The sequence below is a fragment of the Zunongwangia sp. L-65 genome, from assembly GCF_056859415.1.
In genome coordinates, this window is sequence record NZ_JBSXOK010000071.1 from 41,007 (window position 1) to 58,196 (window position 17,190).

Below are 17,190 nucleotides of genomic sequence, written 5' to 3' on the forward strand. Positions count from 1 at the left end.
GAAGATGGGAGAGAATAACCTTATTTTAACCTTGGATGCCGGAGGTACCAATTTTGCATTTATTGCAATAGAAAATGGAAAAATAATAGACGAGCCAATCCTAAAAAAATCTGTAATTGATGATTTATCGTTTTGTTTACAAACAATAATTGAAGGCTTTACTCAGCTAATTAAAAAGGTGGGGAAAAAACCCCGAGCTATTAGTTTTGCTTTCCCGGGACCAGCTGATTATATAAATGGAGTAATTGGGGATCTGGGAAATCTCCCCTGCTTTAGAGGAGGTGTGGCCTTGGGACCTTTATTAGAAGAACATTTCCGTGTGCCTGTTTTTATAAATAATGATGGTGATCTTTTTACCTATGGTGAGGCAAGAGCAGGGTTACTCTTAGAACTAAACAATATTCTAAAGAAAAAAGGAATTCCAAAAGAGTATAAAAGTCTCTTCGGTATTACTCTAGGAACCGGTTTAGGAGGAGGGATCGTAATTGATAATAAATTATGCAGAGGAGAGAATTCTGCAGCTGCTGAAATCTGGCTTTTAAGAAATTTTGAGAACATTGAAACTACAGCTGAAGAGGGAGTAAGTATTAGAGCTATTAAAAAATATTATTCAGATTTATCCGGCGAAGTACAAGAACTCTCTCCCTTAGAAATTTATGAAATTGCAAAAAAAAGAAGAAGTGGTAATACTGCCGCCGCATTACAAGCTTACAAGATGCTTGGTAAAGTTCTAGCTGAATCAATCGCCAACATAATTACTATATTAGATTGTCCTATAGTTATAGGAGGAGGAATATGTGGAGCTGCAGATCTTATACTTCCAGAAATCCTGCTTAACCTAAACGGTGAAATTATTGGTCAAAATGGGCAGAAAATCCCTCGTTTAATCTCGAAAGTCTATAATGTTGGTGAAAGTTTTCCAGAAGAATTCATCAAAGAGCAGGGAGTTTCAGTGGACGTTCCATTTAAGAATAAAATGGCTACTTATAATCTACGAAAGAGAAACTTTTTAGGAATATCTTTTTTAGGTACAAATAGAGCAGTAGGGCTAGGAGCTTACTACTACGCAATAGACAATTTATAAAGCCTACTATAAATGTTAAAGTTCTTTAGGTATAATCTCACTCAGCCAATTCCCCTTCTAATTTATAGTTCGCTTTCTCACACCTTCTTCTTCTTTGCTTAGGAGGCTTAATTTTAGTACCTTGCCGGCTCACGAGCGTTTGTGGGTTTGATTTTATGATTGGAATCTCCTAAGTCGCTACGGGATTCTTCCGCAATCTGCTTTAATTTCTCTATCATTTCAGGATAAAGCTTCGATATGTCATAATTCTCACCAGGATCATGACTCAAATCGTAAAGTTCATATTGGATTGATTTTTTCGTCGTTTTGCCTGATTTTCCGTCTTTTCCCATCGATCCTTCGTAAGAGTCGTAGGTATGGGGTAATACCAATTTCCATTTCTTATACCGAATAGCTTGTAATTCGCTATTTTCTCCATAACTAAAATAATAATACATAATGTCCCTGGGAACGGTTGGTGTCTCACCCGTTAAGAAGGGCAGGTAATTTATACCATCAATCCTTTTTGAGGGAAGTTTCGAATGAGTAGCCGCAGCGATGGTGGGTAGTACATCCATATTGGTCATCAGTTGTCCATTAACTTCACCAGCAGGAATATGATTTTTCCACTTCATAAAGAAAGGCACTCGGTTTCCGCCTTCAAATGTAGTGCTCTTACCTTCTCTTAAGCCTCCCGAGCTTCCGCCATGATTTCCAAATTTTAACCAAGGCCCATTATCGCTTGCTACAATCAAAATGGTATTCTCATCCAGGTTAAGTTCTTTAAGATGCTCCATTATTTTTCCTAAAGACCAATCGAGTTCTTTTACAACATCCCCATATAGACCCATTCTACTTTTATCCTTAAACTTGTCTGAAACCGCCAGCGGAACATGAGGTAAAGGGTGAGCTAAATAAATAAAGAAAGGATTGTTTCGGTTTTTATCGATGTATTCTAAAGTTCGTTCGGTTAAAACAGTGGTTAGCTTAGCGGTATCATCTATATTTCTGACCGTGTCAGTAATTTTATTTCCTTCAATGAGCGGAAGGGGAGGCCAACTACTTCTTATATCAGCTTTATTCGTCACTCTGGTATAACCATCCGGATAAAGGGGCCATATGTCATGAGAATAAGGAATGCCAAAAAATTCATCAAAGCCGTAGTTCAAAGGCCAGTATGGCGGTTTATTTCCGAGATGCCACTTGCCAAAGATAGCCGTAGCATAATTATTTTCTTTTAGCATCGAGGCTATTGTTGTTTCGTCAGGATTTAGTGCTCTTCGGCTTGCAGGTAGTAACACACCTCCCATGCCAATTCTATTGGGATATGTTCCTGTAAGTAAGGCCGCTCGTGATGCGGTACAAATAGGTTGAGCAACTTCAAAATTTGTAAACCTGATACCTTCCGCTGCCAATTTGTTAAAATTAGGAGTTTCTACACCTGTTTGACCGTAAGGTTCCAGATCACCATACCCCATATCATCAATATACAGGAGTATTACATTAGGCTTAGCTTGGTCTACTTCTTGAGTGCTGGCACACTGTATGAATGTGCCGAGCATTATTAATAAAATAAAATAAGAAAGGTGTTTCATAGCTTTGTTTATGGGTGGAAATAGATTTTGAAATTATTTTAAATCATTAGTGTCCAATAAAAATACGTTGATTTTATGGTAGAAACCAATTTACTATATAGCGGGAAATTCCTAAAAGAAAATCCCGCTTTTAAATATCTAACCGGACACTAATAATTATAAATTAAAAGATATAGTAGGTTCCTTAATGGAAATCTCAAACGCTCCAGGTTCTAATATTTGTTGCCCACTGGAATTATAATAGTCTAAATCTTTTGCTACAAGATTAAAATGATCGTTTTGGACTCCTTAGGAGATAAGTGTATTTTTTTAAACCTACATAACCTTTTTACATCATTAAAATAATAACAGAATATTTGCAACTCAGGAGGAGACTTGTGAGTAATTTTTAAAACGAATTTAACTTTTTCCAATACAACCAAAGAGGCTTAGATATATTTTTTGAATAAAAACAATCCTTATAATATAATAGCAGTTGTCCTCCTTCTTCACGCTTTACAATTGTTCAAAAAAAGAAAACCTCAGCTTAAATAATTTATAAAATACAAGTATAAACATGAGCTTTTTTTGTTCCTACGTTGTAATCTACAGGTTTGAAATCAAGTCTACATCAAGAGGATATCCGTTTTCATAAACCATTCAGCACATTCCCCTGCATTTCGCGAAAAGCTACATTTCGAGCGGCAGCGCTTCCCTAAAAAAGTGACACCATCCCCAATTTCTCCTTTCCATTCCGTAACCCTTCCCGATGCTCTGGGAAGGAACTCTCCATTCCCAATCTGAAATCGTGAACGGAGTCCGCTCCATCGGAATTCCATTTAATTATTTAGTTCCGCTTCCTATGTTTTTATACTTCACAATAGCTATTTAAACCTACTCCCGGGCCACCGCTGTCCCTACCTTTTTTGTAAGCAAAATACCAAGAGTTGGAAGTTAAACGGAGTGCATAACCGGTCGCACACTCCCTTTTATAACTCCTTATTAATTCCAACTCTTGAAAATGTACCAGCAACAAAAAAGGTAACAGCGGCGGCTCTATGGGAAGTAAATCTAAATGGAATATTATGAAATCGTACAAAAACATCAAAAAGGAAGCGGCACCAAAAAAAACAAAAAAGGAAAACGCTCTGGATATAATAAGTAAATCATTTCAAAAAATAATAAAGCAAACTGTCTGAATGGTTCAGGTAGTATTTTAATTAATCTTTAATTCTTTTATTATGAGTACTTTAAAAAATCACGTACAGTTAATTGGGAACGTTGGACAGGAACCAACCATTACGAACCTTGAAAGCGGTAGGAAAGTAGCCCGTTTTTCACTCGCCACAAATGAACACTACAAAAACAACAAGGGCGAAAAAGTACAGGCAACCGAATGGCACACCATTGTAGCCTGGGGCAAGACCGCCGAAATCATCGAAAAGTATGCCGTAAAGGGCAAGGAGATCGGGATATCCGGGAAACTGAAATCCCGAAGCTATGAGGACAAGGACGGCCTTAAGCGCTATGTAACCGAAGTGGAAGCGGACGAAATCCTTTTGTTGGGAACAAGGAACGGCAATAACTCAGCCGGGTAATTTAGAATTAAAGAGGGCGCGATTTTCGACGGTGGCGCCCTCTTTTTTATTAACCCTTTAAACAAGTCAATAATGAAAACCAAAGTTAATGAAATAGCCATAAGTTACAGCGGAAGCTTAAAAATAAATTTGCTTCCCAAGATAACCTGTTCCCATAGTGCTGCAGAATTAGCCTACAACCAATGGAACAAAGATAATATTGAACTGCACGAAACCTTTAAAATTATGCTGCTCAACAATGCCAACAAAGTAAAAGGGATTTATGAAGTTTCCACAGGGGGGATAACAGGAACCTTAGTTGATATCCGCATTTTATTTGCCGTACTGCTAAAGAGCTTGGCCACGGCAGTGATATTACTGCACAACCATCCGAGCGGAACCCTGAAACCAAGTGAAGCAGATAAACGCCTTACCCAAAAAATTAAAAATGCTGCGGGGTTATTTGATATTAAAGTTATAGACCATTTGATACTTTCCCCTGATGGCAATTATTACAGTTTTGCAGATGAAGGAATCCTTTAAACCAAGCGTTATGATCTATCTAAATTTTTCCGACTTGAGCGAAGAAGCCCAAAACCGACTTTTGGAAAATTCCAAAAAGGACGTGGAACGAAAATTTGGTAATGTTATCCGTAAGTATGCCAAAGAACATTGCGCCAATTTTGAGATAATGATTGAAGAAGAAGCTTTGCGGAATTTATACAGGTATACCTATGTGTTTAATATCTGAAATCGACCAAACATGACTATAAAGGACCTTTGGGACTTCCAGGGTCCTTTTCATTTTATCGGCTTCAATCCAATAAAAATCACTATCTTTATTTGGCTGAAATTCAGCATTAAATTTTATGCAGGCTTATCCTATTTTTTACTTTCGCCGATAACCTGCACATCAAAAAAATACATAATTGGAAGTTTTTTCCAGGAACTGGCAATGGGCTTTTAAGCCGGATTGTACGGAATTTTTGTCCCGCCGGGCGGGACGAAAAGGAGTAGCAAGAGGGTAACACGCTGCGCGATGTTAGGCACTCCTTTTGATTTACAAATCATTGATATTCAGTAATTTGGAAATATGTAAAATTCCCGACCTCCTACAATTTGCGACAAATGCCTTGCCAGCACCCAATTTTAGGGAAGAATTTGCGACAAATCGGCGAATTATGGACTCATTTATCGGCATCAGGTTTAAAAAGGGAACGGCAAAACGTTTTCAGGAATTTTCAAGGACACACTTCAAATCCCACACCGAAGCACTGGAAACAATGCTCGATTTTTTCTTCTACAATAAGATTTCCCCAAAGGAAAAATTGGGGCCTACGGGAAGGACGATCGAGGCCAATCTAAAGAAACGTATCAATGCGGTCATTGCCATTATGCGGAATATGGAAAAGAGCCAGACCAAACCCACCGTGGCCATGTTGGAATCGCTGTTCCGGACCGAAGAACCTAAAAAGAAACCTTTGATTTTGGAAAAGAAAATCATTGGGGAACAGAAGGAGGTACGCTTTCGTGAAAAGCAAAACTATAATAACGAACTCTAAAATTTTGGGCTATGTATATCACGATCACACCCCAGAAACTGGGAAACAATTTCTCGCAGGGTTCAGCAGATTTTGTGCGTTACCTGGAGAAAGAAAATGAAGGATTGGAGCCGGCACAAATGGAGCATTTCTTCAATCAGTATGATAATGGAATATCACAAGATGAAGTGGTTAAAGAAATTGATGCCAATACCGCCAAACTGAAAAAGGCGGAACCCAAATTCTATTCGATTACGGTCAGCCCTTCCAAATACGAACTGAACCGGTTACGGAACAGTAACGAGGATTTAAAAAGATACACCCGGGAACTGATGAAGGATTATGTAGCATCCTTTAACAGGGAAATCAACGGAAGACCCATTACCATCGATGATATAAAATACTATGCAAAAATCGAACACCGGCGAACCTTCAAGGGTACCGACAGGCAGATCAAGGAAAACCAGCCCTACGCCACCAAAATATTAACCCTCAAAAACGAAATCCGAAAAATAGAAAGTGGAACCCTGCAGGGGAGTATCCTCCAAAGGGAAAAGGAGATCAACAGGTTGGAGCGGGAGGCGCCACACCAACAGGAGGGGAGGCGAATTGTCCAGGGGATGCCAAAGGCAGGAAACCAAAGCCATGTCCATATCATTGTAAGCCGGAAGGATGCCTCCAATACCTTTAGCCTTTCGCCGGGGAGCAAACATAAGGCCTCGGAAGTGGAGATGCATGGCAAGAATGTAAAACGGGGTTTTGATAGGGACCAGTTTTTTGAAAAGGCTGAAAAGACGTTTGATAGAACTTTCGCCTATCAAAGGAACTTTGCCGAGACCTACATGGCCCGGAAAGATTTTATTAAAAACCCCCGGACCTATTTTGCCTCCCTGTTGAAACTCTCCACTGCTGAAAAGGGCCTGGCTTTTAAATTGATGCGGGAAACGGGACTTCCTATGGTGCCGGGTATCCCGACGAGCCAGGCCCAACTTGCCCTGAAAATGTTCAATAGGCTGCGCAAAGGGGTGGAGGTGGCCATAAAATCAAGTTCCATCGGTATCTAAATCTTTGGTTATGCAATTGGAGAACCTTGTTTCTGTGTTTTTAATTACCGGGATTGCTGCTTCGGTATTTTATATGCTGTACCGGATAAGCCGGTACGCTTTTTTCTTTAATTCAATTTTACTGGGTCTTATAATATATTTCCTGTCAAACAGTAATGGGCTGACTTTAAGTATCCTGGTGGTGGGCTGTCCGTTAATGCTTATCAATATTACACTTTATGTGTTTTTACATCATTCGGATCAGGAGAAAAATACCGATCCCAAATATACCGTCAGCTTTGCTATCCATTCTGGATACCTTCAATTGGATAATATTAAACGCGGGGCTTCTGTTATTGGCTCTGCAGGAAGCGGGAAGACCGAAAGTGTGGTGTATGGTTTCCTGAAGCATTTCCGAAAAGAAGGCTTTTGTGGTATTATTCATGACTATAAGGATTTTGAGCTGACCGAAATGGCCTACCCGCTTTTTAAGGATGGTGAAATTCCCTTTAAGGTCGTTTCCTTTGATAAGATTATTCACCGTGTCAACCCTATTGCCCCGCATTACGTGTCCAATGAAGAGAGTGTGAACGAAGTCTCGCGGGTGCTGCTGGAAAACCTGCTGGAACAAAAAGAATCGGGCACTTCGGGTACCACTAAATTCTTTAATGACGCGGCAGAAGGGTTGATAGGGGGGCTCATATGGAAGTTAAAAACCAGTTATCCTGACTGTTGCAGCCTTCCACATTTAATTGCTGTTTACCAGCTGCTGGATACCGATAGCCTGATCGCTTTTCTCTCGGGTAACCAGACCTCCAAGGCAATGGCCAGTGCCTTTATCCAGGGAAAAGGTTCGGAGCGGCAAACCGCCGGGGTAAAGAGTACCCTGGCCAACGCCTTAAAAAAAATTACTACGGAAAAGATCTTTTATGTACTCTCCGGGGATGAAGTGCCCCTGGATATCAATAACCCGCAAAACCCGGCAGTGATCTCCGTGGTGAATAACCCTAAATATGATTCCGCGTATTCCCCGCTTATCGCCACTATTATACATACCATTATTAAACAAATGAGTGCCCGGAACCGGGAACCTTCTTTTGTGCTGATGGAAGAAGCGCCCACCATCCGCTTACTCAATATGCACCGTATCCCTGCCACCCTGCGTAGTTATGATGTTGCCACCATCTATGTGATGCAGGATAAAATCCAGAACGACCTGATGTACGGGGAAAAGGCCAGTAAGGCTATTTTGAGCAATTTATCTTACCAGTTTTTCGGCAAGGTCAATGATCCCGATACGGCCAGGTACTATGAACGCTTTTTTGAACTGGTCAAACAACCTACCACCAGTGTGAACCGCAGTTACAGCCTGGATTTTGATACCCGGGTAACCACCGGGGAGCGGGAGGTCTCCAAAATAAGGGCAAGCCGGTTCTTTGGCTTACGGCCCGGGGAGTTTGTGACCTATGCCGACGGAAAGGAAAAACAGGTACGGCTAAAAAGGGACAATCCCCACAAAGAAACAGGCTTTTATGCGGAAAGGATTACTGAAACACAGCTGAAAGAAAACTTTCAGCGGGTGTTTAGGGAGGTATATGAGCTGTTTCAGCGGTGAGTTTTCGTGAACAGGAATAGTTATTCTTATTGGGTTGGTTTATAGGTGGTTCATCGGGTATTGGAGAATTTTAACGTTCATCAGTATTAAAGGGAATGAGGAATTTTATAATTTTGGAAAAAATCCAAACCACAGGAAATATTCCAAAACAATGAATTCCAAATCTATCCTACATCTCGACTTGGACACCTTTTTTGTATCTGTAGAGCGGCTGCTGGATTCCAGGTTAATGAATAAACCTGTTATCGTGGGCGGAATGGGGGAGCGTGGGGTAGTGGCTACCTGCAGTTATGAAACCCGCAAGTTCGGGGTGCATTCGGGAATGGCCATGAAAGTAGCCCGGCAGCTTTGTCCGCAGGCCGTGGTGATCAAAGGGGATACGGGTACCTATTCCAAGTATTCCCACCAGGTGACCGAAATTATTAAAGAACGCGTGCCGGCTTTTGAAAAAGCGAGTATTGATGAATTTTATGCCGACCTGAGCGGGATGGATAAATTCTTCGGGATCCGCAGCTTTGCCCATGAGCTCCGCGAAAGTATCATCAGGGAAAGCGGCCTGCCGATTTCCTTCGGCCTCTCCCAAAACAAGGTCGTCTCCAAAATCGCTACCGGTGAGGCCAAACCAAACAACGAACGTTATATCGATTACGGGCAGGAGAAATCTTTCCTGGCGCCTTTATCGCCCCGGAAAATCCCGATGATCGGCAGTAAGACGTTCCAGACCCTGCTTGGCCTTGGGGTCAATAAAATAGAAACCATCCAGCACATGCCGGTGGAATTGCTGGAAAGTGTATTGGGCAAAAACGGGCGGACCATCTGGAAACGTGCCCACGGGATAGATGATACGCCTATTGTACCCTTTCACGAGCGAAAGTCGATTTCCGCGGAACGTACATTTCACCGGGACACCATCGATATGCAACAGTTGCATGCCACCCTGTCGGGAATGGCGGAAAACCTGGCCTATCAGTTGCGCCGGGGGAACAAACTGACTTCTAACGTGAGTGTGAAAATCCGGTATTCGGATTTCCAGACTTACACCAAACAGGCAAAAATCCCCTATACCAGCGCCGATCATGTCCTTATCCCGAAAATCGCTGAACTTTTCAAACAGCTCTATAACCGGCGCCTGCTTATACGGCTGGTGGGGATCAGGTATGGCGGACTGGTCGGCGGGAATTACCAGATCAACCTTTTTGATGATTCCGAAAAAATGCTGAGTTTGTACAACTCCCTGGATAAGATCCGCAACAGGTTTGGGGAACATAGCGTGGTAAGGGCTGCTACCTTTGGCGGGACCAGCGTGGGCCGCATGGAGAATCCTTTTAACGGCCAGCCCCCAATGCTCCATGCACACCGGCAGCAATGATGTACCTGAACTGCCATACCTGGTATTCGCTGCGCTACGGGACTTTTTCCGTGGAAGACTTGTGTCGCCTTGCACAAAGCAAAGGGGCGATAAACCTGGCGCTGACCGATATCAACAATACCTCGGGATGCCTGGAGTTTTTAAAACTTGCCCCCGGTTATGGTATCCACCCGCTGGTCGGGATCGATTTCAGGAACGGGGCACGGCAGCAGTATGTGGGGATCGCCCGGAACAATAATGGTTTCCGGCAGCTCAATGAACACCTTTCCCGGCACCTGCACCTGAAAAAGGATTTTCCGGGTGCTGCCCCCGCGCTGCCGGATTGTTATGTGATCTATCCTTTTGAAAAAGTGGTAGCTGATAAAAAAACCGCGTTTGCTGCCAATGAATTTATCGGGGTGTCCGTGGAAAGCCTTCGGAAACTGAAATTTTCCCCTTACCTGGAATTCCGAAACAAGCTGGTGCTGTTGCAGACGGTCACCTTCAGGGATAAAAAGGATTACAACGCCCACCGCCTCCTACGGGCGATCGATAACAACACGCTGCTAAGCCAGCTCCCCACAAGTGAACAGGGGAAATTGTCACAACAGATGGTCCTTCCGGAGGTTATCAGGAGGGAATTCGAGGATTACCCGCATATAATCAGTAATACCAAGCAGCTTATAGAAAACTGTAGTGTTGGTTTTGGGTTTGGTAAAAAGGCGGGAAATAAAAACTTACAGGTGTTCGGAAAGAGCAGGGAAGAAGATGATCGTAAACTCCTTGCCCTGTGTTACCGGCACCTTCCCCGGCGTTATCCCAGGCCTTCCGAAGAAGTGCTTGCCCGGGTTAAAAAAGAGCTGGAGGCCATCGTAAGATTGGGTTTTGTGCCTTTTTTTCTTATCAATTGGGATATTGTGAGATATGCCAAATCAAAGAATTACCCGTTTATCGGGCGGGGGAGCGGGGCCAACTCCATTGTGGCCTATATCATCGGGATTACCAATGTAGATCCTATAGAACTCGACCTTTATTTTGAACGTTTTATCAATGCCTATCGCAGCAGCCCCCCGGACTTTGATATTGATTTTTCCTGGAAGCACCGGGATGACGTGACGGACTACATTTTTAAGAAATATGCCAATACTGCCCTTATGGGTACTTATGTGACCTTCAGGCGAAAGGCGGTAGCCCGGGAACTGGGAAAGGTCTTCGGGCTGCCAAAGGAAAATATCGATAAACTCTCCGCAGGTTTTTTTCGCTATGAAGCACTGGATGAACTGGAGCGGCTGGTACTGCGCTATAGCAGCCTTATAGAGGGCTTTCCCAATTACCTGAGCGTGCACTCCGGGGGAATATTGATCCTGGATGAGCCGATCTGTAATTATGCGGCTACCTTCCTGCCCCCGAAAGGTTTTGCTACCGTTCAGATCGATATGAACATCAGTGAAGAAGCAGGGATCCACAAATTCGACATCCTGGGACAACGGGGGCTCTCCAAAATTACCGATACCATCGAACTCATAAAACAAAACCAGCCGTCCGCACAGATAGAAGACATAGAAAATGTGTCGGTGTTTAAAAACGATCCCAATATCAATAATATGCTACAAACAGGGGATTGTATGGGTGTCTTCTATATTGAATCCCCGGCCATGCGGGGGCTGCTTACCAAGCTGCAGACCGACAGTTATATAGGACTGGTGGCGGCCAGTTCCATTATCCGCCCGGGCATCGCCAACGGCGGGATGAAAGAGGAATATATCAAACGGCACCGCATCCCTGAAAAACGAAAGGATGCCCACCCGGTAATGTACGAGATCATGCCCGAAACCTACGGGGTGATGGTGTACCAGGAAGACGTGATGAAAGTGGCCCACAACTTCGCGGACCTGGATTTTGATGATGCCGATGTGCTGCGAAGGGGGATGAGCGGAAAAAAGACCTCTAAAGGACAGATTGGGAAAATCGAGCGTAAATTCCGGGAAAATTGCAGGAAGAAAGGCTATTCCGAAGCCCTGGTGGAGCAGGTATGGGAACAGATAGCCTCTTTTGCGGGTTACGCGTTTCCCAAGGGACATTCGGCCTCCTACGCGGTGGAAAGCTACCAGAGCCTGTATTTAAAATGTTACTTTCCGCTGGAGTTTATGGTGGCGGCACTAAACAACGGGGGAGGCTTTTATGATGTGGAAACCTACCTTCAGGAGATCCGGAAGTGCGGGGGAAAGGTACACGCGCCCGATATCAATAAAAGCGATCATCCCACTGTCATTTTCGGAAGGGATATTTACCTGGGTTTGGGGTATATTAAAGAACTGGAAACAAAGCTTATCGGGCAGATCCTGGAAAACCGGCAGTTTTTCGGGGCCTTTAAATCCCTTGATGATTTTATCGACAGGGTTGACATCTCCATAGAGCAGCTTGGCCTTTTGTTAAAAATAGGGGCTTTCCGGTTTACCGGCCTGGATAAGCACCACCTGCTCTGGAAGGCTTATTTTAAACTTCGGAAGGGGAAATCCCTGTCGAAACAAGCGGTATTGTTCCGGCCCCGGCACAGGGATTTTGAGCTGCCGGAATTTACCACTAACCGGCTTATCGAAGCCTACGACCAGATGGAACTGCTGGGGTTTTCACTCCCCGGGCATTTTGAGCTGCTTAAACACCCGATGCAAAGCAACCTTACAGCCCAAGACCTGCGAAAGCATATAGGTAAACCAGTGGAAATTTACGGTAACCTGATCACGGCCAAACGAACCCCAACCGTCAATGGGAAGTATATGTACTTCGGAACTTTCTATGATAAGGAAGGAGGTGTATTCGATACCGTTCCGCTTCCCAGGGAAGCTGATATATCTACTTAGAAGCAAGGGAATTTACAATTGAGGGATTGTATTTGCATTGCCATAAAGAGAAAAATCCGGGAGGCAATGCTTAGTAATTTGAGGATGGTTTCGGTATACCCATAATCATAATTGGAAGGATTAACTTCGAACTATAAATTGAATGGTTACTTTCCAAGATTGGATTTTCAAAAATAAAATAAAATTTCCATCAAAACCCTGTCAAACGAAGGTATTAAAAATGGCCCATATTAATTTATTTGAAATAGATAGAATTCTGTACTAGGTGTGAAAAGAAAAAGCCTCACTTCTCTGTGAGGCTTTGATTTTCCTGGTAGCGAGACCGAGATTTGAACTCGGATGTTTTTTCCTGTATTTCTCTCCCTGTTACAAATATGTTAGTCGTTCAATATAAATCTGTAATGCCATAATCAGCAATAACCAGTGCGAAATACTGAATTATGATGTATAAAATTACTAATGAAGCAATAATAGGGGTTTAAATCATAATTATGGAGAGTCTGGATCAAATTGGAAAAAAGAAAGGTTCTAGATGTATACTCTTGTATCAAATAAATGATAAGAAAATTTTAAAAAATATTTTTCATTTTTAATTTATTTGAGGGTTAAATACCCGAGGCTTGCCTCGTTGATAGATGATGTAAAGTCTGAAAACGTGTTGAGCTATAAATCGAATAATCACTTTTCATAGTTTTATCCGTTACAAACCATTATTCACGTCAAGTAATGGTTTTTCATTTATATTTGTAATTAAAATTCACAATATAAGCTAATGCATAATTATTTTTCACAGAAAGTAAGCAGTTTTCACGAACGTGTTTTACCTGAGGAAGGTTTCCTAATTGGTTATGCTTTAATAATAAAAATAATTGAAAGCGAGTATAACATTGAAATTCCATTACCCGACATATTATCTATTTCTACAGAAAAACATCAACGCTATGATACTCCAGACTACAAAGTTTTTACTGTTCGGCATAAGCCCAATGACGAGCTAAAAAGTCACTTAGTTTTTGCCTTAAAATATGAAGCTTTGGACCTCTATATACTTAAAAAGTTTTTTGAGTTAATGGGGAATAAAATCGTTTTAAAGATGCTAAACGATGAACCCACAAGCCAATATTCAAGGAAAGTCTGGTTTTTGTATGAATACTTATTAAGTGAGAGGCTCCCGGTACCGGACCTCAAAACTGGAACTTATATAGATATTGTGAATCCATCAATACAGTTTACGGGTAAGCCTCTTAATTCCACTCGACACAGAGTAAGAAACAACCTCCCGGGAAGTCCTGAATACTGTCCAATGATCCGTAAAACGGAAAAATTGGAAAATTATATCCAGAAGGATTTTTCCCGGGCTATTGAAACAGGTTTGGGCAAGAGGGACAAAGATTTGATCCGAAGAACTGCTGCTTTCTTATTACTAAAAGATTCAAAAGCTTCCTTTGCCATAGAAGGAGAAAACCCGCCAAACGTACGTGCCCGTAATTGGGGAAAAGCAATTGGGCAATCAGGTAAAACACCACTTACAATTGATGAAATTGAACGATTACAGGATATAGTGATTGGAAGCAAAAAGCTTAGGAATATGGGGTTACGAAAGGGTGAAGGTTTTATAGGGGAGCACGATAGGGAAACCTTTAGCCCAATGCCCGATCACATATCTGCTAAGGCAAAAGACCTTCCGTTACTTTTGCCGGGATTGTTGAAAACGAATTCAATTTTGCAGCAAGCCGGTTACGATCCTGTACTCACAGCAACAAGTATAGCTTTTGGGTTTGTATTTATTCATCCTTTATCTGACGGTAATGGAAGGATTCATAGATATATTATACATCATATCCTCACCAGAATGGGATACACTAAAAGAGGTATGATTTTTCCAATATCCTCGGCAATATTAGATCGTATAGATGAATATCAGGAAATCCTGGAACATTTCTCATCCCCCAGAGTCGATTTAATTAAATGGAAAGAAACACCAAATCATAATATTGAAATATTAAATGAGACAATTGATCTGTATCGGTATTTTGACCTGACCAGGCAGGCCGAATTTTTATACGAATGTGTGGAAGACACGATTGATAAAATTATACCGGCCGAATTGGATTATCTTGAAAAATACGATAGAATGACTGAATTTATTAATAAACATGTAACCTTACCGAATACGGAAGCGGATCTACTGATTAAATTACTTGATCAGAATAATGGTAAATTATCCAGTAAAAAAAAGGAAAAACATTTTAAAGACTTGGAAGAGGATGAAATTAAAATTATTGAAAATGCTTTTCAGGATATTTTCACCGGAGAATAAAATTTATATTTATTTGAATTTATTTGGATAACTCAATTGTTAATGTTTGTTAACGGTGCCGAATTCGGTGAGTGCGAAAACCAACACTCCGAAAAGGCCTGTAAAATAAGGATTTTTAAGATTGGTTCGAGTCTCGTCCAGACCGCAAGATTGCAAAAAGCCTTTCAGTAATGAAAGGCTTTTTTATTGTAACTTATACACACAACTTTTGAGAATGATCCATGATCCGATTGATCCTTTTTTGGGATTGCAAATAACAAAAAAAGAATACTTTGCAGCTTTTCACCCACTTTCTCCCGCAGTTGGGTATAAGCACGGGTCATTTGGTTTTCAACGGTTTTGACAGAAAGATTAAGATGTGCTGCTATTTCCAGATTGGTTAATCCCTCATACTTGCTCAATAAAAATATCTCCTTACATCTCGGGTGTAAATTATCGATTTCCTTTTTCACTTGCAGAATCAATCGCTCCAGATTGGACTCTTCTTCTTCTAACAGCGTGTTTACGGCAGTCATATATTCCTTTTCCAGGTTTAAAATAAATTTTCGGTGTTTGTATTGATCTAAAAATTCATTGTAGACAGAGCGGTACAGAAAACTTCTTATGCTCAAATCGGTTTTAAGCGAAGTTCTTTTTTTCCATAATCTAAACATAACATTCTGTACCATATCTGCGGCTAAACTTCGATCTTTACAGAAGCTGTAAGCGTAAATACAAAGTTTGTGATGATAACAATCCATTAGATAAGCGTAGGCAGATTCTTCGCCTTTGCGTAAAGCGGTTATCAAAACGGTTTCGTTTGTGTAAGGTATTTGGTATTTTTCTTTCATTTCGCTTAGAATAATCTGTTAATTATACAAAAATTAAGAAATATATTTAAAATATTAGGGGTTTTTAACTTGACGATCTTAATAGGTATATAAAATATAATTTTAATGAAACCTCAATTAAGGGATTTTACAGTAAAATATTTAAACCGGACGGCCTCAGAACGAGAATTAGATGAATTGTCAAGTTGGATTAAAAATCCTGTAAATGCAAAGGAATTTAAGTCTTTGGTGCAAATGGATTATGCTATAGATCATATTATGGAAGATTTTAATACGGAGCAGGAAAAGAAGGACTTTCTCTCGAAAATACGTAAAATGCAAAAGCAAAAGAAGGTTCGAAAATTATGGACACGCATATCTGGAGTAGCAGCTTCTATTTTGATCATTATCTCCCTTTCTGTTTTGCTGGATAAGGATCTGGCTGAAGATACGGTGCCATTAGTTGTTAATAATAAAATTGAACCTTTAAAAAACCATGCAGTTTTACTTCTGGAAACGGGGGAGGAAATAGCTCTGGAAGAAGGTAATGCATCACGTATTCAAAATGCAGTAAGTAGTCCAGAAGGACTCGATTATAGCGAAGGCGATGTAACGGATACTAAAATTGCCTATAATTATTTAACGGTACCCCGGGGGGGACAATTCTTTGTTAAATTAGCTGATGGTACTAAGGTGTGGTTAAACTCTGAGTCTAAGCTAAAATATCCTGTACATTTTATCAGGGCTCAAAGCCGTGTAGTAGAGCTGCTTTATGGAGAAGCCTTCTTCGAAGTTTCCTCCAGTCTTAAACACCAGGGGGCAGATTTTAAAGTGATTCACAAAGAACAGGAGATACAGGTACTGGGTACTGAGTTTAATATTAAAGCCTACGCTGGGGAGACAAAGGTGTTTACCACGCTGGTGGAAGGAAAAGTTCAGATCAATACACCAAGGGAACAGCAAATTCTTCTGCCAGAACAGCAAGCGATACTCGATGATGATACCTACACACTATCAATTCATAAGGTGAATTTGAGAGAAGAAACGGGTTGGGTAAATGGCGAATTTATTGTTAGGCGAAAAAATCTTAAACAAATTATGGAGGTGCTGAGCCGCTGGTACGATATGGATGTGATTTTTGAGAGAAGCGAGCTGGAAGAGGTCAAATTTATAGGTAGAATTCAGAAGGATCAGGAGATCACCAAAATACTAAATAGGATTAAAAGCTTCGGTATTATAAAAAACTACGAAATCAATGAAAAGCAGTTACGCTTAAGGTAGAAAAAATCAATTTTAAAAATACTCAATTTATAAAAGAAAAAGGGAGCGAAGTTCAAATTTTCGCAGGTTCAAACTTCGTCCCTTCTAATTTGATCAGTTAAAGCAATTACTAACTAATACCATTCAAATTTATGAAAATTAAGTTGTTTAATGTCTGT

Annotated in this window: 14 protein-coding genes; 11 read left to right on the top strand and 3 right to left on the bottom strand. The window is 41.1% G+C overall.

The annotated features are described in order from the left end of the window. Window positions 1–4 precede the first annotated feature (4 nt). Window positions 5–1,084: an ROK family protein gene (locus AC13DP_RS15480; RefSeq protein WP_228249255.1), complete on the top strand. Its 1,080-nt coding sequence runs from the start codon at window positions 5–7 to the stop codon at window positions 1,082–1,084. Window positions 1,085–1,197: 113 nt separating this feature from the next. On the opposite strand, the gene AC13DP_RS15485 is transcribed toward AC13DP_RS15480, so the two are convergent. Continuing rightward, entirely contained in the window at window positions 1,198–2,658 is a 1,461-nt protein-coding gene (locus AC13DP_RS15485; RefSeq protein WP_228249256.1) for a sulfatase family protein, read from the bottom strand. A gap of 605 nt (window positions 2,659–3,263) precedes the next feature. Continuing rightward, the gene (locus tag AC13DP_RS15490) at window positions 3,264–3,476 is read right to left on the bottom strand and encodes a hypothetical protein (protein ID WP_228249257.1); all 213 of its coding nucleotides are present in this window, start codon (window positions 3,474–3,476) and stop codon (window positions 3,264–3,266) included. Between the two features lie 402 nt (window positions 3,477–3,878). Between AC13DP_RS15490 and AC13DP_RS15495 the strand changes: the two genes are divergently transcribed. The 9 genes from AC13DP_RS15495 to AC13DP_RS15535 all read left to right on the top strand — a co-directional run bounded on the left by AC13DP_RS15495 (window position 3,879) and on the right by AC13DP_RS15535 (window position 14,942). Beyond that, window positions 3,879–4,235 carry a single-stranded DNA-binding protein gene (locus AC13DP_RS15495; RefSeq protein WP_228249258.1) on the top strand — a complete coding sequence of 119 codons (357 nt, stop codon included), beginning with the start codon at window positions 3,879–3,881 and terminating at the stop codon, window positions 4,233–4,235. A gap of 72 nt (window positions 4,236–4,307) precedes the next feature. Further along, the gene (locus tag AC13DP_RS15500) at window positions 4,308–4,757 is read left to right on the top strand and encodes a JAB domain-containing protein (RefSeq protein WP_228249259.1); all 450 of its coding nucleotides are present in this window, start codon (window positions 4,308–4,310) and stop codon (window positions 4,755–4,757) included. A gap of 10 nt (window positions 4,758–4,767) precedes the next feature. After that, window positions 4,768–4,965, top strand: a complete 198-nt coding sequence (locus AC13DP_RS15505) for a hypothetical protein (RefSeq protein WP_228249260.1) — start codon at window positions 4,768–4,770, stop codon at window positions 4,963–4,965. 430 nt (window positions 4,966–5,395) lie between these two features. After that, entirely contained in the window at window positions 5,396–5,776 is a 381-nt protein-coding gene (locus tag AC13DP_RS15510) for a BfmA/BtgA family mobilization protein (RefSeq protein WP_228249261.1), read from the top strand. An 11-nt stretch (window positions 5,777–5,787) separates the two neighbouring features. Continuing rightward, on the top strand, window positions 5,788–6,819 hold the full coding sequence (gene mobB, locus AC13DP_RS15515) for a MobB family relaxase (protein WP_228249262.1): 1,032 nt from the start codon (window positions 5,788–5,790) through the stop codon (window positions 6,817–6,819). 10 nt (window positions 6,820–6,829) lie between these two features. After that, window positions 6,830–8,413 carry a type IV secretory system conjugative DNA transfer family protein gene (locus AC13DP_RS15520; RefSeq protein ID WP_228249523.1) on the top strand — a complete coding sequence of 528 codons (1,584 nt, stop codon included), beginning with the start codon at window positions 6,830–6,832 and terminating at the stop codon, window positions 8,411–8,413. A 151-nt stretch (window positions 8,414–8,564) separates the two neighbouring features. Beyond that, window positions 8,565–9,782 carry a DNA polymerase IV gene (dinB, locus tag AC13DP_RS15525; RefSeq protein ID WP_228249263.1) on the top strand — a complete coding sequence of 406 codons (1,218 nt, stop codon included), beginning with the start codon at window positions 8,565–8,567 and terminating at the stop codon, window positions 9,780–9,782. Continuing rightward, window positions 9,779–12,622, top strand: coding sequence for a DNA polymerase III subunit alpha (locus AC13DP_RS15530; protein WP_228249264.1), 2,844 nt, complete (start codon window positions 9,779–9,781; stop codon window positions 12,620–12,622). The genes dinB and AC13DP_RS15530 overlap by 4 nt, the downstream gene beginning before the upstream one ends. 772 nt (window positions 12,623–13,394) lie before the next feature. Beyond that, the gene (locus tag AC13DP_RS15535) at window positions 13,395–14,942 is read left to right on the top strand and encodes a Fic family protein (protein ID WP_228249265.1); all 1,548 of its coding nucleotides are present in this window, start codon (window positions 13,395–13,397) and stop codon (window positions 14,940–14,942) included. Between the two features lie 164 nt (window positions 14,943–15,106). Here the strand turns inward: AC13DP_RS15535 and AC13DP_RS15540 are convergent, their stop codons facing one another. Beyond that, the gene (locus AC13DP_RS15540; protein ID WP_347407470.1) at window positions 15,107–15,772 is read right to left on the bottom strand and encodes an RNA polymerase sigma factor; all 666 of its coding nucleotides are present in this window, start codon (window positions 15,770–15,772) and stop codon (window positions 15,107–15,109) included. Between the two features lie 105 nt (window positions 15,773–15,877). On the opposite strand from AC13DP_RS15540, the gene AC13DP_RS15545 reads away from it, so the two are divergent. After that, complete coding sequence (locus AC13DP_RS15545; RefSeq protein ID WP_228249267.1) at window positions 15,878–17,032, top strand: FecR family protein; 1,155 nt, start codon at window positions 15,878–15,880, stop codon at window positions 17,030–17,032. The last annotated feature ends 158 nt before the right edge of the window (window positions 17,033–17,190 follow it).